The organism is Segatella copri (assembly GCF_051861805.1).
Taxonomy (GTDB): Bacteria; Bacteroidota; Bacteroidia; order Bacteroidales; family Bacteroidaceae; genus Prevotella; species Prevotella copri_M.
In genome coordinates this window covers 1,499,549-1,523,497 of sequence record NZ_CP146520.1, presented here as the reverse complement: position 1 = coordinate 1,523,497, position 23,949 = coordinate 1,499,549, and the positions used below count along the sequence as shown (strand labels likewise).

At 49.5% G+C, this 23,949-nt stretch carries 20 protein-coding genes and 1 tRNA gene; 9 read left to right on the top strand and 12 right to left on the bottom strand.

Annotated features, from left to right (window positions below):
- The first annotated feature begins 33 nt into the window (after positions 1-33).
- Genes purT through V8Z93_RS05780 form a run of 3 tightly spaced genes read left to right on the top strand, consistent with a single transcriptional unit; the run spans position 34 to position 2,571 of the window.
- A complete protein-coding gene (gene purT / locus V8Z93_RS05790) occupies positions 34-1,215 on the top strand; it encodes a formate-dependent phosphoribosylglycinamide formyltransferase (RefSeq protein ID WP_218413103.1) in 1,182 nt (393 codons plus the stop codon).
- Between the two features lie 5 nt (positions 1,216-1,220).
- Positions 1,221-1,637 (top strand): sugar 3,4-ketoisomerase, encoded by a 417-nt coding sequence (locus V8Z93_RS05785; RefSeq protein ID WP_203051085.1) that lies wholly within the window; start codon positions 1,221-1,223, stop codon positions 1,635-1,637.
- A complete protein-coding gene (locus V8Z93_RS05780) occupies positions 1,627-2,571 on the top strand; it encodes a GNAT family N-acetyltransferase (RefSeq protein WP_439432661.1) in 945 nt (314 codons plus the stop codon). Before V8Z93_RS05785 ends, V8Z93_RS05780 begins: the two co-directional genes overlap by 11 nt.
- Positions 2,572-2,672: 101 nt before the next feature.
- Here V8Z93_RS05780 and V8Z93_RS05775 read toward each other — a convergent pair whose 3' ends face one another.
- Genes V8Z93_RS05775 through V8Z93_RS05765 form a run of 3 tightly spaced genes read right to left on the bottom strand, consistent with a single transcriptional unit; the run spans position 2,673 to position 5,355 of the window.
- A complete protein-coding gene (locus V8Z93_RS05775; RefSeq protein WP_439432660.1) occupies positions 2,673-3,251 on the bottom strand; it encodes a LutC/YkgG family protein in 579 nt (192 codons plus the stop codon).
- The gene (locus V8Z93_RS05770; RefSeq protein ID WP_203041300.1) at positions 3,248-4,621 is read right to left on the bottom strand and encodes a lactate utilization protein B; all 1,374 of its coding nucleotides are present in this window, start codon (positions 4,619-4,621) and stop codon (positions 3,248-3,250) included. The genes V8Z93_RS05775 and V8Z93_RS05770 overlap by 4 nt, the downstream gene beginning before the upstream one ends.
- Positions 4,618-5,355 (bottom strand): (Fe-S)-binding protein, encoded by a 738-nt coding sequence (locus tag V8Z93_RS05765; RefSeq protein ID WP_117661276.1) that lies wholly within the window; start codon positions 5,353-5,355, stop codon positions 4,618-4,620. The genes V8Z93_RS05770 and V8Z93_RS05765 overlap by 4 nt, the downstream gene beginning before the upstream one ends.
- A 227-nt stretch (positions 5,356-5,582) precedes the next feature.
- Here V8Z93_RS05765 and carB point away from each other — a divergent pair, with 227 nt between their 5' ends.
- From carB to porE, 3 genes are all read left to right on the top strand, one after another.
- A complete protein-coding gene (carB, locus tag V8Z93_RS05760) occupies positions 5,583-8,813 on the top strand; it encodes a carbamoyl-phosphate synthase (glutamine-hydrolyzing) large subunit (protein WP_439432831.1) in 3,231 nt (1,076 codons plus the stop codon).
- A gap of 387 nt (positions 8,814-9,200) precedes the next feature.
- Positions 9,201-11,378 (top strand): DNA topoisomerase 3, encoded by a 2,178-nt coding sequence (locus V8Z93_RS05755; protein WP_439432659.1) that lies wholly within the window; start codon positions 9,201-9,203, stop codon positions 11,376-11,378.
- Between the two features lie 283 nt (positions 11,379-11,661).
- Positions 11,662-13,740, top strand: coding sequence for a PorE family type IX secretion system protein (gene porE, locus V8Z93_RS05750; RefSeq protein ID WP_439432658.1), 2,079 nt, complete (start codon positions 11,662-11,664; stop codon positions 13,738-13,740).
- Positions 13,741-14,139: 399 nt separating this feature from the next.
- On the opposite strand, the gene V8Z93_RS05745 is transcribed toward porE, so the two are convergent.
- From V8Z93_RS05745 to V8Z93_RS05735, 3 genes are read right to left on the bottom strand one after another with little or no spacing between them, the layout of a single operon-like run.
- Entirely contained in the window at positions 14,140-14,604 is a 465-nt protein-coding gene (locus V8Z93_RS05745) for a DUF5056 domain-containing protein (protein WP_439432657.1), read from the bottom strand.
- A complete protein-coding gene (locus V8Z93_RS05740) occupies positions 14,594-15,133 on the bottom strand; it encodes an RNA polymerase sigma factor (RefSeq protein WP_439432656.1) in 540 nt (179 codons plus the stop codon). The genes V8Z93_RS05745 and V8Z93_RS05740 overlap by 11 nt, the downstream gene beginning before the upstream one ends.
- A gap of 36 nt (positions 15,134-15,169) precedes the next feature.
- Positions 15,170-15,922 carry a DUF6249 domain-containing protein gene (locus tag V8Z93_RS05735; protein WP_439432655.1) on the bottom strand — a complete coding sequence of 251 codons (753 nt, stop codon included), beginning with the start codon at positions 15,920-15,922 and terminating at the stop codon, positions 15,170-15,172.
- A gap of 192 nt (positions 15,923-16,114) precedes the next feature.
- On the opposite strand from V8Z93_RS05735, the gene V8Z93_RS05730 reads away from it, so the two are divergent.
- Both V8Z93_RS05730 and V8Z93_RS05725 read left to right on the top strand, forming a co-directional pair.
- On the top strand, positions 16,115-17,713 hold the full coding sequence (locus V8Z93_RS05730) for a methyltransferase RsmF C-terminal domain-like protein (protein ID WP_439432654.1): 1,599 nt from the start codon (positions 16,115-16,117) through the stop codon (positions 17,711-17,713).
- Positions 17,714-17,730: 17 nt separating this feature from the next.
- Positions 17,731-18,255: a dihydrofolate reductase gene (locus V8Z93_RS05725; protein WP_439432653.1), complete on the top strand. Its 525-nt coding sequence runs from the start codon at positions 17,731-17,733 to the stop codon at positions 18,253-18,255.
- 137 nt (positions 18,256-18,392) lie between these two features.
- Here the strand turns inward: V8Z93_RS05725 and V8Z93_RS05720 are convergent, their stop codons facing one another.
- The 6 genes from V8Z93_RS05720 to V8Z93_RS05695 all read right to left on the bottom strand — a co-directional run bounded on the left by V8Z93_RS05720 (position 18,393) and on the right by V8Z93_RS05695 (position 21,531).
- On the bottom strand, positions 18,393-18,914 hold the full coding sequence (locus tag V8Z93_RS05720) for an Lrp/AsnC family transcriptional regulator (RefSeq protein ID WP_439432652.1): 522 nt from the start codon (positions 18,912-18,914) through the stop codon (positions 18,393-18,395).
- A 105-nt stretch (positions 18,915-19,019) separates the two neighbouring features.
- Positions 19,020-19,484 carry an ExbD/TolR family protein gene (locus V8Z93_RS05715; RefSeq protein WP_203041309.1) on the bottom strand — a complete coding sequence of 155 codons (465 nt, stop codon included), beginning with the start codon at positions 19,482-19,484 and terminating at the stop codon, positions 19,020-19,022.
- A complete protein-coding gene (locus V8Z93_RS05710; protein WP_439432651.1) occupies positions 19,481-20,122 on the bottom strand; it encodes an ExbD/TolR family protein in 642 nt (213 codons plus the stop codon). Before V8Z93_RS05710 ends, V8Z93_RS05715 begins: the two co-directional genes overlap by 4 nt.
- A 9-nt stretch (positions 20,123-20,131) precedes the next feature.
- Complete coding sequence (locus V8Z93_RS05705; protein WP_439432650.1) at positions 20,132-20,656, bottom strand: hypothetical protein; 525 nt, start codon at positions 20,654-20,656, stop codon at positions 20,132-20,134.
- Between the two features lie 44 nt (positions 20,657-20,700).
- Entirely contained in the window at positions 20,701-21,363 is a 663-nt protein-coding gene (locus V8Z93_RS05700) for a MotA/TolQ/ExbB proton channel family protein (RefSeq protein ID WP_439432830.1), read from the bottom strand.
- 80 nt (positions 21,364-21,443) lie between these two features.
- A tRNA-Ser gene (locus V8Z93_RS05695) sits at positions 21,444-21,531 on the bottom strand.
- Between the two features lie 820 nt (positions 21,532-22,351).
- On the opposite strand from V8Z93_RS05695, the gene V8Z93_RS05690 reads away from it, so the two are divergent.
- Positions 22,352-23,926, top strand: coding sequence for an AAA family ATPase (locus V8Z93_RS05690; protein WP_439432649.1), 1,575 nt, complete (start codon positions 22,352-22,354; stop codon positions 23,924-23,926).
- Positions 23,927-23,949: the final 23 nt, after the last annotated feature.

The following is a 23,949-nucleotide window of genomic DNA, read 5'->3' as shown; positions in this document are numbered from 1 at the left end:
TTTTAGGGACATAAAATATTAAACATCATATAAATGAAGAAGATTATGCTTTTGGGCTCAGGCGAACTGGGCAAGGAATTCACCATCGCCGCAAAGCGAGCAGGACAGTATGTCATCGCTTGCGACAAGTATGACAATGCACCAGCCATGCAGGTAGCCGACGAGCGAGAAGTGTTCTCGATGCTCGATGGCGACGCATTGACCGCAGTGGTTGAGAAACATCACCCAGACATCATCGTGCCTGAGATTGAAGCTATCCGCACCGAGCGCCTCTTCGACTTCGAGAAGGAGGGCATCCAGGTTGTGCCTTCTGCCCGCGCCGTGAACTACACCATGAACCGCCGTGCCATCCGCGACCTGGCTGCCAAGGAACTGGGTCTGCGCACAGCCAAGTATTTCTATGCAAAGACTTTCGAGGAGTTCAAGAACGCAGCCGATGAAATCGGATTCCCATGCGTAGTGAAGCCACTGATGAGCTCCAGCGGCCATGGTCAGAGCTATGTGCACAACGACGATGAGCTGATGGAGGCTTACAAGGAGGCGATGGAAGAAGGCCGTGGCGACGTGAAGGAAGTGATTATCGAGGAATTCATTGATTTCGACTCTGAGTTCACCCTGCTCACCGTAACCCAGAAGAATGGTCCTACCCTCTTCTGCCCACCTATCGGCCACGTACAGAAGGGCGGCGACTACCGTGAGAGCTGGCAGCCATTCCACCTCCCTGAGGAGGCTCTGAAGAAGGCAGAGCACATTGCCGGCGAAGTGACCAAGGCATTGACAGGTGCCGGACTCTGGGGTGTAGAGTTCTTCCTGAGCAAGCAGGGCGAAGTAATTTTCTCAGAGTTGAGTCCACGCCCACATGATACGGGTATGGTTACCCTCGGTCACACCACCAATCTGAGCGAGTTTGAGCTCCACTTCCGTGCCGTGATGGGCTTGCCTATCGCCGGAATCCACCTGGAGCACATCGGCTGTTCTGCCGTGATCCTCTCGCCAGAGGAAAGCACCGAGCCATTGAACTACAACATGCTCGATGCCTTGAAGGAAGACCACACCCGCATCCGCATCTTCGGCAAGCCAGAGGCTCACGTGGGCAGAAGAATGGGTGTAGTGCTCTGCTACGGCGAAAAGGGCGACGACCTCAATCAGCTTCGCGACAAGGCAAAGCGCCTGGCCAAGACCGTATTGGGCACAGACCCTTATATGAAGAAATAAGATTCATGAAAGAAATAGGAAAAATCATCAGTTTCCAGAACACGCATCAATCTGAAGGCTTCCATACCAAGGTGGAGGATTTCAAGGATGTGCCGTTCGACATCAAGCGCACCTACTGGACTTACGATATTCCAGCAGGTGCGGCTCGTGGCGGTCATGCCCACAAGGAATGTCTGGAAGTAATCATCGCTGCCAGCGGATCTTTCACAGTGACCCTGAACGACGGAAAAAAACAGGAAGACTATCTTCTGAACCGCCCAGACCAAGGACTGCTGGTAAACACGGGCATCTGGCGCACCCTCCACGATTTTTCATCGGGGTCGGTCTGCTTTGTCTTGGCTTCAGAGCTATACGATGCAGAGGATTACATCTATGAATTCGAAGATTTCCTGGAATACGCAAAAGAGAACAATGGCATTTGAGATTAGAAGATACAACAAGACAAGTGATCAAGAGGAATGGAACCAGTTTGTGGCATTATCCAAACAAGGAACCTTCCTTCTGAACCGATTGTATATGGATTACCATAGCGACCGTTTCACAGACCATTCGCTGATGATATGGAAGGATGGCAAACTATACGCCATACTCCCCGGCAACCAATCGGGACAAACTTTTTATTCCCACCAGGGGCTAACCTACGGGAGTCTTCTTACTACCGGCAAGGCTTCGGCAAAGGATGTTTGCGACATCTTCGTAGCCATCAACTCCTACCTGCAATCAGAAGGTTTCCAAAAGGTAGTCTATAAGGCAATACCCTGGATCTACCAGCAAATACCGGCTGAGGAAGATTTATACGCCATCGTCAAGGAATGCCATGCTCAACTGACGGTACGCAACATAGCCTCCGTCATCGACATGAGCCAACCACCGAAATGGAGCCGCGACCGCCACTATGGTGCCAACAAGGCACGCACAGAGGGCATCATCGCTGAAGAAAGCAATGACTTTGCTGCGTTTTGGAAGATTTTGGAAGACAACCTGATGCTGACCTATCAAGCCAAGCCTGTGCATAGCCTGGAAGAAATATTGCTGCTGAAATCAAGATTTCCAGAACAAATACGTCTTTATGTAGCCAAACTGGGAGAAGAGATTCTAGGCGGTTCGTTACTTTACATCACGCCTCAGGTGGCTCATTCCCAGTACATATCAGCCACCCCAAAAGGCAAGCACATGCATGCTATCGATGCGATATTCAGAAAGATTCTTCAAGAAGACTACAAGAACTGCAAATACTTTGATTTCGGTACGTCCAATGAAGAAGGAGGAAAGGTTCTCAACACCAGCCTCATCTACCAGAAAGAAGGTTTTGGAGGAAGAGGAGTGGTTTATGATACCTATGAATGGACATTATAAGAAAATGTAAAATCCCGAAGTTCACCAAGATGATGAGCTTCGGGATTTTTTATGGCTGGAGTTAACAGGGTTAACAGAGTTAACAGTTAACAGCTGTTTTTTTATACTAGCACTACGGTTACGCCTCTGGCTGCCTGCGCACCCATCACCAATGCCTGCTCAATATCGGCAGTTTTGGAAGGACCCGAGATGAAGGTACCGAAATTGTACTTCGGATCCATCTCGATGCGGGCATAAGCCTCGTGCATATTGTTCACCACCTTATCTTTCTCTAAGACGATGACGAGATATTCAGAGATGAAAAGCACGGCTTTCTCCTTCATGGTCTGAGGAATCCAGATGCAGCCATTCTCGGCTACACCCACTTCTCCACGGACGACACCTACATCGGTACCATTCAGATCGTTGGCCTCAGCCACGGTATCAGGATTCTTCTGTGCGATGGTGATTTCAGGCAGATGAGAGGCAAATACCTTGGCTTCAGGATAAGCCTTCTTCACCAGTTCATCCAGGCTTTCGCCCTCCTTCGCCTCTATCACATGACCTCCCACAGACTCAGTCATCTCAATAAACTGCTTCAAGGTATCCTCATACTGGATTCCCTTGACATCTACGGCAGGCATATCGAATTGAACGTGCGTATTCTTACGCAACTTGTTCAGGAAATCTTCTTTTTTCATTTTACCTTACCCTCCTTCCATAATTGATGAAAACTCTTCTTCGCAAACTCAGGCATGGCGTGACCGATACCCCACGCATTCCAATTGCTGAAGTGCGTGCAGCATTCAGGAACCAGGTTGACAAGCGGAGCAAACTTCAGGGCGGTGGTGTAGAGCGCAGGACGATCGAAGAGATACTTCATACCATTCGACATCGCTCTCTTCACAGGATTAGCCTTGCCCAATCTCTCCAGACTCTGGCGCCAAGCGTAAATCTGAGAACCAGGGCCCACCTTGGAAGGGCAGACATTGTCGCAAGACAAGCACAAGGTGCAGGCAGAAACATTGTCGCTGTACTTCTGAGGATTCTTCAGCATTCCCAGGTTCACACCGATAGGACCCGGAATGAAATAGGTGTAACTGTATCCGCCCGAACGGCGATAAACCGGACAGGTATTCATGCAGGCTCCGCAGCGCATGCACTTCAAGGTCTGCCAGTGGTCCTTGTCGGCAAGAATATCGCTTCTGCCATTATCCACCAATACCACATGCATCTCAGCACCCGGACGAGCCTGGCGGAAATGAGAAGTGAAGGCGGTGGTAGGCTGACCGGTTCCGCAGCGGCAGAGCAGACGCTGGAATACAGCCAGTGACTTATAGTCAGGAACCAGCTTCTCGATACCCATCGCCACGATGTGGAGCTTAGGCATGGAAGTGGTCATATCGGCATTACCCTCGTTGGTGCAGACCACGCAATCGCCAGTGGCAGCCACGCCGAAGTTGCAGCCAGTCATACCTGCTCCTGCTTCCATAAACTGGTCGCGCAGATGATGGCGAGCGCAGCGGGTCAGATAAGTAGGATCGTAGTTTCCGATTTCCTTGGAGATTCCCTTCTCCTCGAACATCTTTCCCACTTCCTCACGCTTCAGGTGGATGGCAGGCATCACGATGTGACTTGGCTTCTGGTGCAGGAGCTGGATGATGCGCTCACCCAGGTCGGTCTCCACCACGTCAATGCCGTGCTGCTCCAGGTAAGGATTCATCTCGCACTCCTCGGTGAGCATTGACTTCGACTTCACCATCTTCTTCACATTGTGATCTTTCAGAATGCCGAGCACAATCTCGTTAAACTCCTGTGCATCCTTTGCCCAGTGCACCTTTACCCCACGGCTCTCCAGGTTCTTGGAAAACATATCGAGGTAATCGGCAAGATGGGTGATGGTATGCATCTTGATTTCAGACGCATGCTCGCGTAGGTCTTCCCACTCAGGAAGTTCCTGCGCCATCTTATCTCTCTTCTGACGAACAGACCAGAAGGTAGCGTCGTGCCAGGTGGTCTTCTCTACATTCTGCGTAAACTTCGCAGCTCTCTTGGAATGTTCTGTACTCATAATCCTGCAGCTAAAATTTGAACAACATGGATAAACTTAATCGGCATCTTCTCCTTCTTGGCAATACCCGCCATGTGCATCAGACAAGAAGAATCCGGTCCGGTGACATATTCGGCACCCGTAGCCATGTGGCGCTTGATCTTATCCTCTCCCATTCGGATAGAAACGGCAGGCTCCTCGATAGAGAACATACCGCCGAATCCGCAGCACTCATCCTTGCGCTCCGGCTCGTGGATGGTAATGCCTTCCACCATATTCAACAGGTCGATAATCTTGTTGAACGGCTTGATGTGTCGCTCAGACGGAGACGACAAGCCCAGTTCCCGCACACCATGGCAACTGTTGTGCACACTCACCACATGCGGGAATTTGCCCGGCACATGATCCACCTTCAGCACATCGTGAAGGAACTCCACAACATCCATAATCTTCTTTGATGAAATACACTCGTGCTTACCCTCCAGAATCTTAGGGTAATACACCTTTACGTAAGCGGCACATGAAGCTGAAGGAGCTACGATGTAATCGTAATCCTTGAAAAGCTCATCAAATGTCTCTATGACCTTCTCCGACTTGTCCTGAAAACCCGCATTAGCCATCGGCTGACCGCAGCAAGTCTGCTTTTCGGGATAGCCGACATCCAGTCCGTAGTGCTTTAATAACTTGTATGTAGCCACACCCGCTTCAGGGTATAAAGCATCCACATAACAAGGGACGAATAATCCGACTTTCATTGTTGTTATCACTTTATCTTGTAAGCTATTGTTTAATCTAATTCTACATTGACTATAAGCCGCTGCAAAAGTAATAAAAAAAACGGAAAAGACGAATCTTTTATCTCAGAAATATGAATAATTCATGTTATTTAACTGTAAAGATTTGCAGAAAATTTGGAGAAACGAAATAAATAGCGTATCTTTGCATACCGAAATAGAAAATAAACTTATAGTTAAATAACATGATGAAGAAACAGCTTAAGAAAGTCCTCGTTCTGGGTTCCGGTGCTTTGAAGATCGGCCAGGCAGGTGAGTTTGACTATTCCGGTTCGCAGGCTCTCAAGGCGCTGCGAGAGGAGGGTATTAGTTCCGTCCTTATCAATCCTAATGTTGCTACAATTCAGACGAGTGAAGGTATTGCTGACAAGGTTTACTTCTTGCCGGTGACACCTTTTTTTGTAACTGAAATTATCAAGAAGGAGCGCCCAGACGGCATTATGCTGGCTTGGGGTGGACAGACGGGTTTGAACGTGGGTACAGAACTTTACCTCAGCGGCGTACTCAAGGAGTATGGTGTAGACGTACTGGGTACCTCTGTCGAGGCTATCATGAACACAGAAGACCGCGACCTCTTCGTAAAGGAGCTTAACAAGGTTGACCTCAAGGTTCCAGTAAGCCACGCTTGCGAGAACATGGAGGAGGCTGTGGCTGCGGCCCGCAACATCGGCTACCCTATCATGATCCGTTCTGCCTATGCGCTGGGTGGTCTCGGTTCTGGTGTCTGCAAGACAGAAGAGGAGTTCAAGGAGATTGCTGAATCGGCATTCACTTTCGCACCTCAGGTACTCGTTGAGGAGAGCCTGAAGGGATGGAAGGAGATTGAGTTCGAGTGCATCCGTGATGCGAACGACCGCTGCTTCACCGTTGCCTCTATGGAAAACTTCGACCCACTGGGTATTCACACGGGTGAATCTATCGTTGTGGCTCCTACCTGTTCTCTCACCGACGAGCAGGTGAAGATGTTGCAGGACATCGCCGTGAAGTGCGTACGCCACCTCAACATCGTGGGTGAGTGCAACATCCAGTATGCTTTCAATGCTGAGACCAACGACTACCGTATCATCGAGATCAACGCTCGCTTGAGCCGTTCTTCTGCCCTCGCTTCTAAGGCTACAGGTTATCCGCTCGCCTTCGTTGCTGCCAAGATTGCCCTCGGTTATACACTCGACCAGATTGGCGAGATGGGTACTCCTAACTCAGCTTATGTGGCTCCATCACTCGACTATATGATCTGCAAGATTCCTCGTTGGGACCTTACCAAGTTTGCCGGTGTAAGCCGCAAGATTGGTTCTTCCATGAAGTCTGTAGGCGAAATCATGTCTATCGGCCGCTCATTCGAGGAGATGCTCCAGAAGGGTCTCCGTATGATTGGTCAGGGAATGCACGGTTTCGTTGGCAACGATCACACCAAGTTCGACAACCTGGATGAGGAGCTTTCCAACCCTACCGACCTCCGTATCTTCGCCATCGCCCAGGCTCTGGAGGAAGGCTACACCATCGAGCGCATCGAGGAGCTGACCAAGATTGACCCTTGGTTCATCGAGCGCATGAAGAATATCGTAGATTACAAGCACAAGCTTTCTGAATACAATACTCTGGAGGAGATTCCTGCCGAGGTATTGCGCGAGGCTAAGGTATTGGGCTTCTCTGACTTCCAGATTGGCCGCTTCGTATTGAAGACTCAGAACACCAATATGGAGAAGGAGGTGCTCGCAGTTCGTGCCCAGCGCAAGAAGCTGAACATTCTGCCTGCCGTAAAGCGCATCCCTACTGTGGCTAGCGAGCATCCTGACCTCACCAACTATCTCTACATGACTTACGCAGTAGAGGGTTACGACATCAACTACTACAAGAACGAGAAGTCTGTCATCGTTCTCGGTTCGGGTGCTTACCGCATCGGTTCTTCCGTAGAGTTCGACTGGTGTTCAGTAAACGCCATCAACACAGCCCGCAAGTTGGGTTACAAGTCAATCATGATCAACTACAACCCGGAGACTGTATCTACCGACTACGATATGTGCGACCGTCTCTACTTCGATGAGCTTTCATTCGAGCGTGTACTCGATGTCATCGACCTGGAGTCACCACGTGGTGTGATTGTTTCTGTAGGTGGTCAGATTCCAAACAATCTGGCTATGAAGCTCCATCGCCAGTCTGTGCCAATTCTGGGTACATCTCCTGTCAACATCGACCGTGCCGAGAACCGTGGTAAGTTCTCTGCCATGCTCGATAAGCTGGGCATCGACCAGCCTAAGTGGAGCGCCCTCACATCAATGGAGGATGTTCAGAAGTTCATCGACGAGGTAGGCTATCCTGTTCTCGTTCGTCCATCCTACGTTCTTTCTGGTGCAGCCATGAACGTTTGCCACGACGATGACGAGTTGCGTCGCTTCCTGGAGGCAGCATCTGAGGTTTCCAAGGAGTACCCAGTGGTTATCTCTCAGTTTATGACAGAGACCAATGAAATCGAGTTCGACGGTGTGGCTCAGAACGGTGAGATTGTAGAGTATGGTATTTCAGAGCACGTAGAGTATGCAGGTGTTCACTCCGGTGACGCTACCATGACCTTCCCTGCTCAGCAGATTTCCTTCGCTACAGCCCGTCAGATCAAGAAGATTTCACGTGCCATTGCCAAGGAGCTCAACATCTCGGGTCCTTTCAATATCCAGTATTTGGCTAAGGGTCGCGATGTAAAGGTTATCGAGTGTAACCTCCGTGCATCCCGTTCATTCCCATTCGTGAGCAAGGTATTGAAGCGCAACTTCATCGAGACAGCTACCCGCATCATGCTCGACGCTCCATACCAGAAGCCAGATAAGTCTGCCTTCGATATCGACCGCATGGGTGTGAAGGCATCACAGTTCTCATTCGCCCGCTTACAGAACGCCGACCCAGTTTTGGGTGTGGATATGAGTTCTACCGGTGAGGTAGGTTGTATGGGTGATACTTTCGAAGAGGCATTGCTCAACTCATTGATTGCCACCGGCTACAAGATTCCTTCAAAGGACAAGGGCATTATGCTTTCAAGCGGTGGTGCGAAGGAGAAGGCTTCTCTGCTCGACGCTGCCCAGGCGCTGGTGAAGAATGGTTACACCATCTACGCTACTGCCGGCACAGCGAAGTTCCTGAACGAGAACAACGTGAAGGCTACAGCCGTAGGATGGCCTGATGAGGACCACAAGGATATTCCTAACGTGATGCAGATGATTGCCGACCACAAGTTCGACCTCATCGTCAATATCCCTAAGAATCACACCAAGCGTGAGTTGACCAATGGTTACAGAATCCGTCGTGGCGCCATCGACCACAACATTCCTCTGTTCACCAATGCCCGTCTGGCTTCCGCCTTCATCGAGGCATTCTGCACATTGAGCCAGGATCAGCTTCAGATTAAGAGCTGGCAGGAATACGAGTAATCTCACGCAAGGATTTACCCACACGCCCTGAAAGGGCAGAAGCTCCTAGCCCAGGGCAGCGCCCTGGGTTAGATAACAATCAGCAAGGTCGCCCTGTAAGGGCAAAAGCTTTATATATTTGCTAGGTATTTTAAAGCTTTTGCCCTTACAGGGCGACTTGTTTGCGCCATAAGGTTACCCAGGGCGCTGCCCTGGGCTAGGAGCTTCTGCCCTTTCAGGGCGTGCTGCCAAAAACTTGCTTCTGTCCTTTCCCTTCAACAGATGACCATTGGTTCAGGGCAGCAACCTTACGGGGCTTTTTTATTCCCCACCATGAGAAAAAGAAGGCGAAATGATGGCTATCTCATTATTTTATTGTACCTTTGCAAACAGAAATAAGAATAAAGAATGATAGTTTGTATAGCAGAGAAACCTAGCGTGGCTAAGGACATCGCCCGAATCATCGGAGCTACGTCGGCACGCGACGGTTATATGGAAGGTAATGGTTACCAAGTAACATGGACTTTCGGCCACCTTTGTGAGCTGAAAGAACCGGATGATTATACTCCGATGTGGAAACATTGGAGCCTTGCGGCGTTGCCGATGATTCCACAGCGCTTCGGCATCAAGCTCATCAACGATGAAGGCATCAAGAAGCAGTTTGCCACCATCGAAAAACTGATGCAGGCTGCCGACAGCATCATCAACTGCGGTGACGCCGGACAGGAAGGAGAACTCATCCAGAGATGGGTGATGCAGAAGGCACAGGCAAAATGCCCGGTCAAGAGACTGTGGATTTCATCCATGACCGATGAGGCCATCAAGCAGGGATTCCAGGAACTGAAAGACCAGGGGGAATATCAGTCGCTCTATCTTGCCGGACTTTCCCGCGCCATCGGCGACTGGATTCTCGGCATGAACGCCACCCGACTTTACACATTAAAATATGGTCAGAATCGACAGGTGCTCAGCATCGGTAGAGTGCAGACCCCTACCCTTGCCCTCATCGTAAACCGCCAGAAGGAAATCGACAACTTCGTTTCCGAACCTTATTGGGTACTCGCCACCATCTATCGCGACACCCAGTTTACGGCTACCAGCGGCAAGTTTACCAGCAAGGAGGAAGGCGAGAAGGCTTTCAGCACCATCGCCGGCAAACCCTTCACGGTTACCGACGTAAGCAAGAAGAAGGGAAACGAGGCACCCCCTCATCTCTACGACCTCACCTCACTGCAGGTGGATTGCAACAAGAAGTTTGCCTACTCTGCCGATATTACGCTGAAGCTTATCCAGAGTCTCTACGAGAAGAAGTACACCACTTATCCTCGTGTAGATACCCAGTTCCTGACAGACGATATCTATCCGAAATGTCCGCAGATTCTGAATGGTGTGAGCCAGGCAAGAATAGCCAGTCAGCAGAAATACCTGCCGCTCATCCAGCAGCTCGCCGCCACCGGAAAGAAGTTGCCTAAGAGCAAGAAGGTATTCGATAACAGTAAGGTGACCGACCACCACGCCATCATCCCAACCGGTGTTCCGCCAACCGGACTCACCGATATGGAGGCGAACGTGTATGATCTCATCGCCAAGCGATTCATCAGCGTGTTCTATCCGGATTGTAAATTCTCTACCACCACCGTATTGGGCGAGGTAATCAACGAAGACGGACCCAAACCGGAAAAGATAGAGTTCAAGGTGAGCGGCAAGGAAATTCTGGAACCAGGCTGGCGAGTGGTTTATGCCAAGGATGCGAAGAATGCCGATGATGACGATGCCGATAATGCCAACGGAAACGATGGCGGAAATGCAGGCGATGGAAACGGAAACGGTGCCAAGAAGGAAGTGGTAGAAGAAAGAACCCTCCCCTCTTTCGTGAAAGGCGAATCGGGCGACCATCAGCCTACCCTGACGGAGAAATGGACCACGCCGCCTAAGTATTACACCGAGGCAACCCTGCTCCGTGCGATGGAGACAGCGGGTAAATTCGTGGAAGACGAGGAACTTCGTGCAGCCTTGAAGGAGAACGGCATCGGCCGTCCATCCTCCCGTGCCGGCATCATCGAAACCCTCTTCAAGCGCCACTACATCCGCCGCCAGCGCAAGAATCTGATGGCAACTCCAACAGGCATCGAACTCATCGACACCATCCACGAGGAACTCCTGAAGAGCTGTGAGCTGACGGGTATCTGGGAGAAAAAGCTCCGAGACATCGAGCACAAAACCTACGACCCTGCCGAATTCATCAATGGTTTGAAAGAGCAGATTAACCAGATTGTCATCGATGTCTTATCAGATAACAGCAGCCGAAGAGTCACCATCATGACGGAGGAAGACCTAAAGAAAAAGCCGGAAAAGAAGAAAACGGCGGCGAAGAAGGCTGAAGCAAAGAAGGCTGAAGCAAAAAAGGTTGAAACAAAGAACGCTGAAGCCAAGAAGCCAGAAGCAAATAAGCCAGAAGCCGACCCAATGGTAGGCAAGCCATGTCCGCTCTGCGGCAAGGGCGTCATCATCAAGGGCAAGACCGCCTACGGTTGCAGCAACTGGAAATCAGGCTGCCAATATCGCCAGCCATTCTCGCAGATGTAATAAGATATAGCTCAAGTTTCGCATATAAGCTCCACACGCCCTGAAAGGGCAGAAGCTCCTAGCCCAGGGCAGCACCCTGGGTAATCATGGACGCAAGCCTGTCGCCCTGTAAGGGCAAAAGCTTCAAAGCACGAGGCAATTTATAAGGCTTCTGCCCTTACAGGGCGACAGGCTGACTGCTACTATACCCAGGGCGATGCCCTGGGCTAGGAGCTTCTGCCCTTTCAGGGCGTGTGGGAGAGTTGCTTGCGAAAGTTCTGTAAAATAATTAAGTTGTTCCATTATGAAGCAAATAAGATTTTATCAAATCACAACAGCCGTCTGTTGCCTCCTCCTGATCAGTTGCGGCATCGACAAGAACCTGAAGAAGGGAGAGAAGTTCCTGGCTTTGGGCGAATACTACGATGCTGCCGACCAGTTTAAGCAGGCTTACACCAAGACGCCTTCCAAGGAACGTGCCAGCCGTGGCAAGATAGCCCTGAAGATGGCGCGCTGCTACGACAAGATTAACTCCACCCCCAAGGCGATTGCCGCCTATCGCAACGCCGTGCGCTACAACCAGGCTTCCATCGACGACCGTCTGGCTTACGCCCGTCTGCTCCTGAAAAACGGAGAATACAAGCAGGCGGAAAAGGAATTCAGAATCCTCGTCGATTCGCTTCCCGACAATGTGCTTGCCCGAAACGGCTTGAAATCAGCACAGCTCGCCCCTACCTGGAAGAAGGAAGGAAGCCGATATAAGGTGAAGAAGATGGATGTGTTCAACTCCCGAAGAGACGATTATTCGCCGATGCTTCTGGGCGATGAGGCCGACCAGCTCTATTTCACCTCTACCCGCAACGAGGCGCAGGGCGATGAACTCAGCGGAATCACCGGCACCAAGGCAGGCGACATCTTCCTTTCTGAAAAGGATGACAAGGGAAAATGGAGCAAACCGGAAGCCATCGCCTCGGGCCTCAACACCGCCTACGACGAGGGAGCCTGCTGTTTCGCTCCCGATGGCAGGGAGATGTATCTCACGCAATGCGTCACCGATGCATCTGCTCCCCGATTCGCCCAAATCGTCACCTCCAGCCGCTCGGATGCGGCATGGGGAAAGCCGAATCCACTGGAACTCACCAAGGATACCCTGAGCACCTACGCTCATCCGGCTGTCAGTCCGGATGGCGAATGGCTCTATTTCGTATCAGATATGCCGGGCGGCGTAGGCGGATACGACATCTGGCGTGTGCGCATCACCGCTGCCGGACTGGGTGGTGTGGAAAACCTCGGCGAACCCATCAATACCCCGGGCGACGAGATGTTCCCTACCTTCCGTCCTAACGGCGACCTCTATTTCAGCAGCAACGGTCATGTGGGCATGGGTGGTCTCGACATCTACATCGCCAAGGTGGATAAGAAAACCAAGCAATATAAGGTAACCCATCCCGGTTATCCGCTGAATTCCGAGGCCGATGATTTCGGAATGACCTTCGAAGGTCCGCACAACCGCGGTTTCTTCTCATCTAATAGAAAGGATGGACGCGGCTACGACCACATCTATTCCTTCGAGAATCCGGAGATTGTTACCACCATGAAGGGTTGGGTTTACGAGATGGATGGCTACGAATTGCCTGCCGCACAGGTTACGGTGGTGGGCAACGACGGAACCTACAAGAAGTTGCCTGTAAAGAGCGACGGTTCCTTCACCATGCCTATCAACACCAAGGTTGATTATCTGGTGATGGCATCCTGCAAGGGATTCCTCAACCACAAGGAGGAGCTGCGCGTGGATTCGGCGAAGGAAAGCAAAGAGTACGTACTCCAGTTCCCGTTGGCTTCCATCACCGCCCCTGTGCTCATCGACAACATCTTCTACGATTTCGACAAGGCTACGCTGACACCAGCCAGCACCAAGTCGCTCGACGAACTGGTAGGACTGCTCAAGGAGAATCCTAACGTTACCATCGAGTTGAGTGCGCATTGCGACTACAAGGGCAATGCCGAATACAACAAGCGATTGTCTCAGCGCCGTGCCCAGTCGGTGGTCAACTATCTGATAGCCCATGGCATCGAGAAGGAGCGCCTTACCCCTGTGGGATATGGCAAGGAGCGACCAAAGAAGGTTCGCAAGAAACTGACCGAGAAATATCCTTGGCTCAAGGAGGGCGATGAGCTTACCCAGGAGTTCATCCTGAAGCAGAGCAAGGAACATCAGGAAATCTGCAACCAGATCAACCGCCGCACCGAGTTCATTGTGCTCCGCACCACCTATAATATGTTTGATGAGAAGGGTAATCTGAAGAATCCTCCAAAGCCGAAGCCAAAAAAGGAGGAGGAATCCGAAGGAAACGGCTTCGATTTCGAATTTGATTTGGAATAAAAAAGAATGTGCTGAAGTTTGGAGGAGGGTGTGTCATAAGTCCATGACACACCCTCTTTTTCTTTTCTTTATCGATTTTCTTCATCGGATTGCGCGGAGTTAACGGAACATTCTTGCTTCACGGATTACGCACGGAATTTAAACGGATTTGGCCTTACGGCCATTGGGCTAGCGCATTAGCGTTCCAGCTTTAGGGGGTATCGCCACGACCGTCAGGTCGAGTTTCCGTTTAAAATCCGTGAGTAATCCGAGGAAGGTGGTTAAGGTTCCGTTTATTCCGCGTAATCCGATGAATAATGACACACCCTCCTCTTATTTTTTTCCTTAAGGCTAAATTTATTTTCCCTTAAGGCTAAATTTATTTTCCCTTAAGGCTAAATATTTCGTGCAATCCGTTCCTTATCTATTCCTGGCATCCGCCAGTTCATTATATCCCCACACCATGATGAGGACAACGATGCCTGCCAGCATCATCCAGAGATTCTGCGAATTTCCGAAAGAATCTATCCCGTGCCTGATGGCATGGAAACCCGTAAGCAGGAAATCAATCTTCATGCCATAGAGCCAGCCCTGAATCTGCTCCCAGCCCTGACAGAGCACGGCAGCAATCACTCCTATCGCCACGCACACAGCCGTCCACAGATGTTCCAGGCGATGGCGCTTCGCCAACGCAATGTGAAATTCCAGCAACGACTGCTCCGTTTCCATAGCCGGCAAAGCCTGCATCACCCTGTCTGAAAAACCATCGTCAGGAATCTCAGCCATCTTGTTATCGGCAAAGAATGCCTGCAAGAGTTGCTCGTCTGAAGCACCCAGCAGGTCAACATCCATGCTCTGTATCTTATCATTCTTTTTATCGGTCATAACCATTATGCTTTAAGTAACTTGCAAGTTTCTGTTTTCCACGCGAGAGATGCGACTTGATGGTGCCTTGCGCCATCCCCGTCACCTCCGCAATCTTATCTATAGAGAGTCCATCCATCAGCTGCAGCGTGATGCATGTTCGTTCATTCTCGCTCAATATCTGCAGGGCATTGAGCAAATCCATCTTCAATCCGCTATTCACGCCCTGCGCATTCTGCCGGGCCACCGCCGGCGTATCAATATCCTGCGTCGCCTTATGACTGCGGTTGTAATCATACCACACGTTATAGGCGATGCGGTAAAGCCAAGTGGAGAACTGTGCCGTACCCTTGAAACCAGACAGATGGGTATAGGCCTTCACAAAGGTATCCTGAGCCAAGTCGTCACTCAGCTGCACATCTCCCAGCGTCTGACGCAGGAAAAACCCACGAATAGGTGATTGATACTTCTTGACCAGCAAGTCGAACGACTTGCGGTCGTGAAGCATCACCACCTTCGTGACGAGAGAAATATCGGATAACTTTTCCACTATATATTAACTAATAATTATTCTATCTTTGATTCTTTATACCGGAGTTCCATTATACCCCGTACCCTGGTTGCCATGACGGTTCTTCCACCAGTCCTTGATGGCTGGAAGCAAGCCTATCAGGGTCTGCCCCAATCCATAGAAGCCTATCAAGGCTCCTATGCCGGCAAGGAAATCAACAGACCACCACGAGAACATGGCGCACAAGCCGGCTCCCAGGAAGACGTTTCTCAATCCGCGCTTCACCAGATATTCATCACTCTGCTTGTCTATCGGACGGTCGCTCTCCGGAACATTGATGCCCTTCTCCATCGCCATCTCAGCCAGTTTGATTCGGTCGTTATGGCGGCGAACCAGATATCTGATAAGCAGGATGAAGACAATCAGCGGAGCCAGGATAAAAAGCAATCCGAAGATGACGCAAAAGATGACCACCACACCCAGCATACCGCTGCCGAATACCGAACCGATGAAATCGAACGGGTCATCATAATTTTCCAAACTGTACTTGGAATGATAAGCACGGGTATCATCATAGTCGCAAGCATCATTGATGGCAGTATCCGCACAGGCGGTATCCGAGTAAGCCTCCAGCGGCCCGTCATCCTGGGCAGAAGCTTTCTGCTCAGCCGAAGCAGTCTTCCCATCTGCCGTCTTTTCCTGCGCATCCTGCTGATCCACCTGCTGCGCAGTAGGATGATAACGATGTTTCGGAGCAGAAGACGCCCAAGACACCTGCGTAGCTCCCATGCTCATAACGAGCGCCAATGCTAATATTGCTTTCTTCATATCTATCAATATTTTTATGGTTTTACCTTATTTTTTATTAATTTTTCTATGTCTTAGACGCATCTCTTCCCGATTTAGTTGCAAAGGAACGAAATTTTTCTTATTTTTGCAAAGGATTAGAGATACTTTTGCTCTTTTTGGGGCTTATTTATACTCTTCAAATAGATATTTACACATTATTATATATAATAGATGGCTAAGATTTTACCAGAAGATTTCAGAAAATATACCCTTGGGCTGATGGGCGAGGAATTGTACCAGCAGCTGGAACAGGGAATTACAGAGGGCGAAGCACCTACCAGCATCCGACTCAATCCTTTTAAATGCAAGGAGGGAGAGGATGTTAAAACTCCTAAAGAGGAAAAGGATGTTAATTCTCAAAAAGAGGGAGAGCAGAAAGTGATGGGCGAACCTATCCCTTGGTGTCCTTCCACGGGCAGATACCTGGCTACCCGCCCCAACTTCACCTTCGACCCATGGCTCCATGCCGGAAAATATTACGTGCAGGAAGCCTCATCCATGTTTGTTGACCTGGTGATTCGCCAACTGGTTCACGAACCCGTGATGATGCTCGACCTCTGTGCGGCTCCTGGCGGAAAGTCCACTGCCGTACGTGCTGCCCTGCCAGAAGGAAGTCTGCTCTTCAGCAACGAACCGATGCGCACCCGTTCGCAGATTCTTGCCGAGAACATTCAGAAATTCGGTCATCCCGACATGATTGTCACCAACAATTATCCACGTGACTACAAGAAGTCGAAGCTTCAGTTCGACGTGATTCTCACCGATGTGCCTTGTTCGGGCGAAGGCATGTTCCGCAAGGACGATGGAGCCATCGCAGAATGGAGCCTGCAGAATGTGGACAACTGCTGGCATCTGCAGCGCGAAATCGTGAGCGACATCTGGGGTAGTCTGAAACCGGGCGGCATCCTCATCTACTCCACCTGCACCTTCAATGCCCACGAAGACGAGGAGAACATCGCATGGATTTGCGAGGAACTGGGTGCTGAACCTGTAGCCTTAACCGGCATCGATGATTCCTGGAACATCACGGGCAATCTCACCGGTTCCAGCATCCCCGTCTATCGCTTCCTCCCAGGCAAGACCCGAGGCGAAGGCATCTTCCTCGCCGTACTCCGCAAGGAAGGCGAAGAAGAGGAAAACGTGCTCCTGAGCTATGCTGCCAAAGCAGAAAAAGACAGAAAGAAAGGAAAAGCCAAGAAGGGAATGAATGCCGACCAGAAGGGAAAAGCTGGAAAGGGAAACAAGAACAACGCAGGAAAAACTGGAAAAAGCAACAAGAATGTGTTGACGATGATTCCCGGCAACTGGATTCGCAGCACCAGCGATGCGCTGGAGGAAGGCGAATATGGCATGGGCTACGACTATCAGAAGACAGAAGATGGCGATGTCTATGCCATTCCGCAAAGATGGCAATACATCCACGAACTGGCCAAGAACAGTCTGAAGGTGATTCATGCCGGCATCAAACTGGGAACCGACAAGGGCAAGGGTCTCATCCCCGACCAGTGTCTCGCCCTCTCCACCATGCTCAACACAGATGCCTTCCCGCAGGAGGAGCTGTCGTACGAAGATGCCATCCGCTATCTGCGCAAGGAAGCCGTCACCCTGCATGTGGATTCTCCTAAGAAATATGTACTGGTCACCTATCAGGGAGTGCCGCTGGGCTGGGAAAAGAACATCGGCAACCGTGCCAACAACCTCTATCCGCAAGAGTGGAAAATCAAGAGCACCCACGTGCCGGAAGAACAAATTATAATTAATAGTTTATAGTTAATAGTTTATAGTTTATGCTCAGCATCATCGCCTGCATATCGCAAACCAATAGAGCAATCGGCTATCAGAACCGGTTGCTCTATCACATAAAATCCGATTTAACCCGCTTCCGCGAACTCACCACGGGACATACTATCATCATGGGCCGCAAAACCTATGAGTCACTCCCCAATGGTGCCCTGCCCCATCGCCGGAACATCGTTGTTTCCAATAGTATGAAAGAGATGGAGGGCTGCGAAGTGTATCCCAATCTGGATGCGGCATTAAAGGCTGCAGAAAGTCCCCAAGAGATTTTCATTATCGGAGGCGAAAGCATCTACCGCCAAAGCCTTCATGTTGCCCGCAAACTCTATCTCACCGTGGTAGATGATACCGCTGTAAATGATGCGGAAGTAAATGATGCCGCTATAGATGCTACCCCGCAGCAAGCCGATGCCTTCTTTCCGGAAATCAATCCCGAAGAATGGGAACTGATAGAAAAAGAAATGAGGAACGAAAACGGATTATCGTTCTCATTCCTCACCTATTTAAAAAAGTAACTTCTATTTTCGCAAGAAAGCCCACACGCCCTGAAAGGGCAGAAGCTCCTAGCCCAGGGCATCGCCCTGGGTAATCATGGACGCAAGCCTGTCGCCCTGAAAGGGCAAAAGCTTTAAAGAATCTACAGAAAATCTCTTTATTCTGCAGAAGTCTCGCCCTCTTCCTCCTCATTCTCCTCTTCAGGAGCCATCGTCTTAAGGTCCTTCATAGACAACTGACGGTTGATGGCTGCATTGAAAGAGATGATGGTCTCGCTGCGAGACAAGCCCAGAGGCTGCAACTTGTCATGGATAATCTCCAACAGATGATGGTTGTTGATGGCATAAATCTTGATGAACATATCAAAACCACCCGTGGTATAATGACACTCCACTACCTCAGGAATCTTCTTCAGCTCTTCCACTACCTGGTCGAACTTCTCCGGTTCCTTCAGGAACAAACCCATGTAGGCACAAGTCTCATAACCGATCTTCTCCGGATCGATGATAAACTGTGAACCCTTGATAATGCCTAGGTTTGATAGCTTAGCCACACGCTGATGAATAGCTGCACCGCTCACATTGCAAGCGCGTGCTACTTCCAAAAATGGAATACGGGCATCCTGAGAAATCAGCTTCAGGATCTGCCTATCTAATGAATCTAATACTTGTTTTGCCATTTCGATATTATTATTTGAGTGCAAAGTTAGCACTTTTTTTTAAAAAATGCAACTTTTTAAAAGAAAATGACAACAAATTAATATTATTTTTCCTTTCTGACCACTTTATTGCCCTTTTTCCACCGCCGAATAACTAATTTTTAGTGCTTTTGCCTCGCGCAAAGCCTGCTTCACATCGGTAATCACACCCATCTTCGTCTCCCTGTCGGCCTTGATGGAAACGGTCATCAGTTTCTGGTCTTCCGGCGACATGCGCTTCTTCTCGGCACTGATGTAATCCATCACCTCGGGAGCCGTGGCAAACTTATCGTTCAGCTGTATCTGCGTTCCCGTTCCCACCTTGCCCTGCTGGTCCTTGGTAGGCTTACCTATATAGATATGGCTCACCGCCGATTTCTTGGTCAACCGAGTAAGATGCTTTCCCTCGGGCATGCGGCATTCCACCTTCAGGGTAACCTGTCGCATGTGGGTAACAATCATGAAGAAGAAGAGCACGGAGAAAATCAAATCAGGCAGGGATGAAGTGTTCAGTCCCGGCACCTCGTGCGATTTCTTGCGGAAATTCATCATTTCGTGCCTCCTTTCTGCTTATTCTGCCCAGACTTCTCAGTCTTCGCCTCAGCATCCCCCATCTTCGCCTCATCGCCCTTTTTCTCCTCGGCATTGGCATCAATGCGCTTGTCAGAATAGGTTGTGGCATTGGCATACGATTCCGTGATGCGCTGCGGACAGAGCTTTCTCACCTCCTCCTTCTGGTCATTGCCCAGTTGGGCATAATCCATGTGATATTTCTTCTGCGAAGTCTCGTTTCTCAGTTGGCTGTAAGCCTCCATCAGTTCGTTCTGCATCTGGAAATAGAGATTGTAATCCGCATCCCTGTCGCTCTCCACGGAAATCAGATGCTTCTTTCCCAGGCGATGCACCAGTCGGATTACCTCGTCTTTCAGCTGTCCCACCTTCATCGGGCGGTCGTTAACCAGCAGGCTATCTCCAGCCGTAAGATGGATAGCCAGCAGATTCTCCTTATCCACCACCGATTCCTGTCGCTCCTTGTTCTGAGGCTCAGGCGAAGGAAGCTGGCGCAGCAATCCCTTATCCACATCCATCGATGTGGTGACAAGGAAGAATATCAGCAGCATGAACGAGATGTCGGCTGTTGAGGTGGTATTCAATCCCGGGGTTTCGTGACTTTTCCTTCTAATCAGCATTTTCTTGAATTATTTTTTCTTACGAATATAACGGGTGGCACCAAAGCACACGGCGCCGATGCCTGCCACCAGCATCAGAAGCGAGGTGATGACAAACATATCTGAAAGCTTCAGCCATATCCAGTCGGCATAGTCCTCACCATTGATCAGCATCGAATCAGAACTGCCCAAGAGGAAGGATAGCACCAGGATGGCGAGTGTGCCCAACCAGGTGATGCGGAAGATGCGGCGCACAGGCACCCCATTCACCACCGCCTCCGACTTGGCGCCCCGATAATCCCTGACCATCGAATAGACCGCCAGCCCCACGCCTCCTATCAGAAAGAGCCACATCAGGATGATGAGCACATCCGTAAAGAGCGGCGCATTGAAGTCGGGATTCTCCAGGAAAGGCATGTCGTAGCCCACCAGGAAGAACAGAGCGAACACTACCACCGACAGACCTATCAGAATGAAGAACACCTGCTGTGATATCTGCTCGGCAGACTTATGCTTCGCATTTAATTTCGACTTTGAAAATTGAAATTTACCCATTTCTCTCTTCGATTATTTGCTCGTTTATTTGCCCTAGGCAATCATTATTTGCTCTTGGCAATAATATCCATTAACGTTACAGCCGATTCCTCCATCTGGCTGGTAAGATGCTCCACCTTCGAGAGGATGTAGTTATAGAACACCTGCAGAATCAGCGCCACGATGATACCGAAGATGGTAGTAATCAGCGCCACCTTCATACCCGAAGCCACAATGGTAGGACTGATATCGCCTGCCTGCTGAATCTGGTCGAACGACATCACCATACCAATCACCGTGCCCAAAAATCCGAGCGATGGTGCCATGGCAATAAAGAGCTTGATCCAGGAGCATCCCTTTTCAAGGTTGGCAGCCTGCACCGTGCCATAACCGCTGACAGATCGCTCGATGTCGTCGAGGCTCTCGCTGATGTGCATCAGTCCCTGGTAGCAGATGGAAGCCACTGGTCCGCGGGTGTTGCGGCAGAGGTCTTTCGCCCCCTCCAAATTACCAGCCGTCACCTTCTGGTCGATATCCGCCATCAGTTTCTTGGCATTGATTTCCGAAAGACTGAGATAGATGATTCTCTCGATACAGAACGCCAGACCCACGATAAGGGCGATGGCAACGAGCGACATAAAGCCGGCATTACCCTCTATAAACTTCGTTTTAAGAGCCTGATGGAATCCCATGTTCTCCTCCTGTGCCATCATTGGCAGAGAACACATACAAGTGAAAATGAATATTGCGAAACGCGCAATAGCTGTATTTTTCTTCATAATCATATATACCTTATTATATATATAAGCGGAAAGAGGGGGATTCGAACCCCCGATTCCCTTTAGGGGAATACACGCTTTCCAGGCGTGCCTCTTCAGCCACTCGAGCACCTTTCCGTGTTTCGGATTGCAAAATTATCACTTTTAATTCAAAATGCCACATATTTGCTGTATTTTTATATATCTTTAACCAAAAGGAAAAAACATGGTGATTCCTGAAGAAAAACTAGTCAACAAAAAATATGACTAAGTTTTAACTAGTCAACTGGTTTTATAAATAAGTATTAACCGAGTCAACTCGTCTTATAAGTAATTGAAGTTTCGCAAGTGGTTCAAGTACGGGCTGAAGGCCCAAAAGCTCCAGAAGCAGCACGCCCTGAAAGGGCAGAAGCTCCTAGCCCAGGGCATCGCCCTGGGTATAATAGCAATCAACAAGGCGCCCTGTAAGGGCAAAAGCTTTGTAAATTGCCTGATTCTTTTGAAGCTTTTGCCCTTACAGGGCGACAAACTTGCGTCCATGATTACCCAGGGCGCTGCCCTGGGCTAGGAGCTTCTGCCCTTTCAGGGCGTGTGGAGCTCACTTGCGAAACTTGAGTAAGTAAGATAAAAAGTGGTCAACCAAAATCGTTAAACCACAAGGCATAATTTGCCCGTGTACATGAGGATTCATGCCCACGGACGTGAGCACAGACGCCCGAGAACGCGGGTACACTTAACCGACAATTTCGGGCATAAATACCCAAAGCCTTGGGCAAAGTTGGGCAAAGCCTTGGGTAAAGTTGTTCACTGCCTTGGAGTAGTTTTGTTAACATAATCTGCCAGTATGGATATACGTGTCCCATAACTTTTTCTCAACTTTTATAAGAAATCTCTTGCAGATATGAAAATAAAACCGTAACTTTGCGCAAAAGTTGATTTTAAAGACAGATTAGGAATTATGGTAGAGACAAACGATAGAATATTGCCAGTAGGCATCCAATCTTTTGAGAAAATCAGAAAGGGTGGATATTTGTATGTTGACAAGACAGATATTATCTGGCAACTTGCCAACAGAAATAAAACGTATAATTACCTGAGCCGCCCACGCCGCTTCGGTAAATCCATCCTTGTCGATACGCTCGAAGCCTATTTCTTGGGCAAGAAGGAACTCTTCGAGGGATTAAAGATTATGAAGCTGGAGACGGAATGGGTAAAGAGACCAGTCATCAGACTGGATATGAGTCAGGCAGGAGCAGAGCCGGAAAGTATACAAAGCTACTTGGACGATATTTTCAATACTCTTGAAACGGAGTACGGAATAGTTGTGCGCCAGAATAGTTCTCTTGCCGTAAGATTCAAGAATATCATTGAAGCAGCTTACAACAAAACCGGACAGCAGGTTGCCATTCTTATCGATGAATACGACTCCCCTTTGCAGCATTCCTGGAAGACTCCACAACATAAAGCATGTACCGATATCTATAGAGAAGTATTTGCAGTCTTGAAAGCACAGGATAAATACGAAAAGTTTGTCTTCATCACCGGTATCACCAAGTTTACGCAAATCTCTCTCTTCTCTGTGCTCAACAATCTGAGCAACATCAGCTTTGAGCCGGAATATGCTGCCATCTGCGGTATTACCAAGGAAGAACTATTACGTGATTTCAAGCCGGAAATCAACAAGTTGGCAGAATATGAAGACTGGACTTACGACGAAGCAGTAGCCAATCTGACGGCATATTATGACGGCTATCATTTCAGTCGCCGCAATATGGTGGATGTCTTCAATCCGTTCAGCCTCATCAATGCCTTGGCAGATTCTGATTTGAAGAACTACTGGACTTCATCGGGTGCCACCACGCTGCTGCCAAAGTTTGTGGATGACATGGAAATCAAATTGGGTAATTTTGACCCATGCGCCATTCTCCGTCAAACCATAGAGACATCGGATGTGACAGGTGGCGGAGCTGAATTGTTTCTCTATCAGTCGGGCTATCTTACGATTAAGGGTTATCAGATGGGAGTCTATATTCTGGGGTTCCCTAACACAGAAGTAAGGCAAGCACTTTATGAGACGGTGTTGCCTGCACTTACTCTGCGAAGCAATGGTGATATCCAATCTACCCAGTCTGCTTTATTTCTTGCTCTTCAGCTTGGCAATCTATCCGAAGCCATGAAATGCCTGAAGGCGCTCATAGCGGACGTTCCCTACAGCAACAAGAAGCTTGCCAGCATGGATATGGAGGAACGCTACCGCCTGATTCTGAGCACCATCTTCAATGCCATCGGTTGCCGGGTGGAAGTAGAGAAGATGATAGCTACGGGCAGGATTGATATGGTGGTGGAAGTCACCAACTTCATCTATGTGCTGGAGTTGAAGTTGAGCAACAACGGTGGCGTGGATGCTGCCGAGGAGCAGATGAAAGCCAGGCAGTATGCCGAGCCTTTCAAGGCGGATAAGAGAAAAGTTATCGCCCTTGCCATAGAACTGGATGATATGGGAAAGGGATTGGTAGATTGGAAGGAAGTATAATATTGCAAGAAGGGTCTATACGC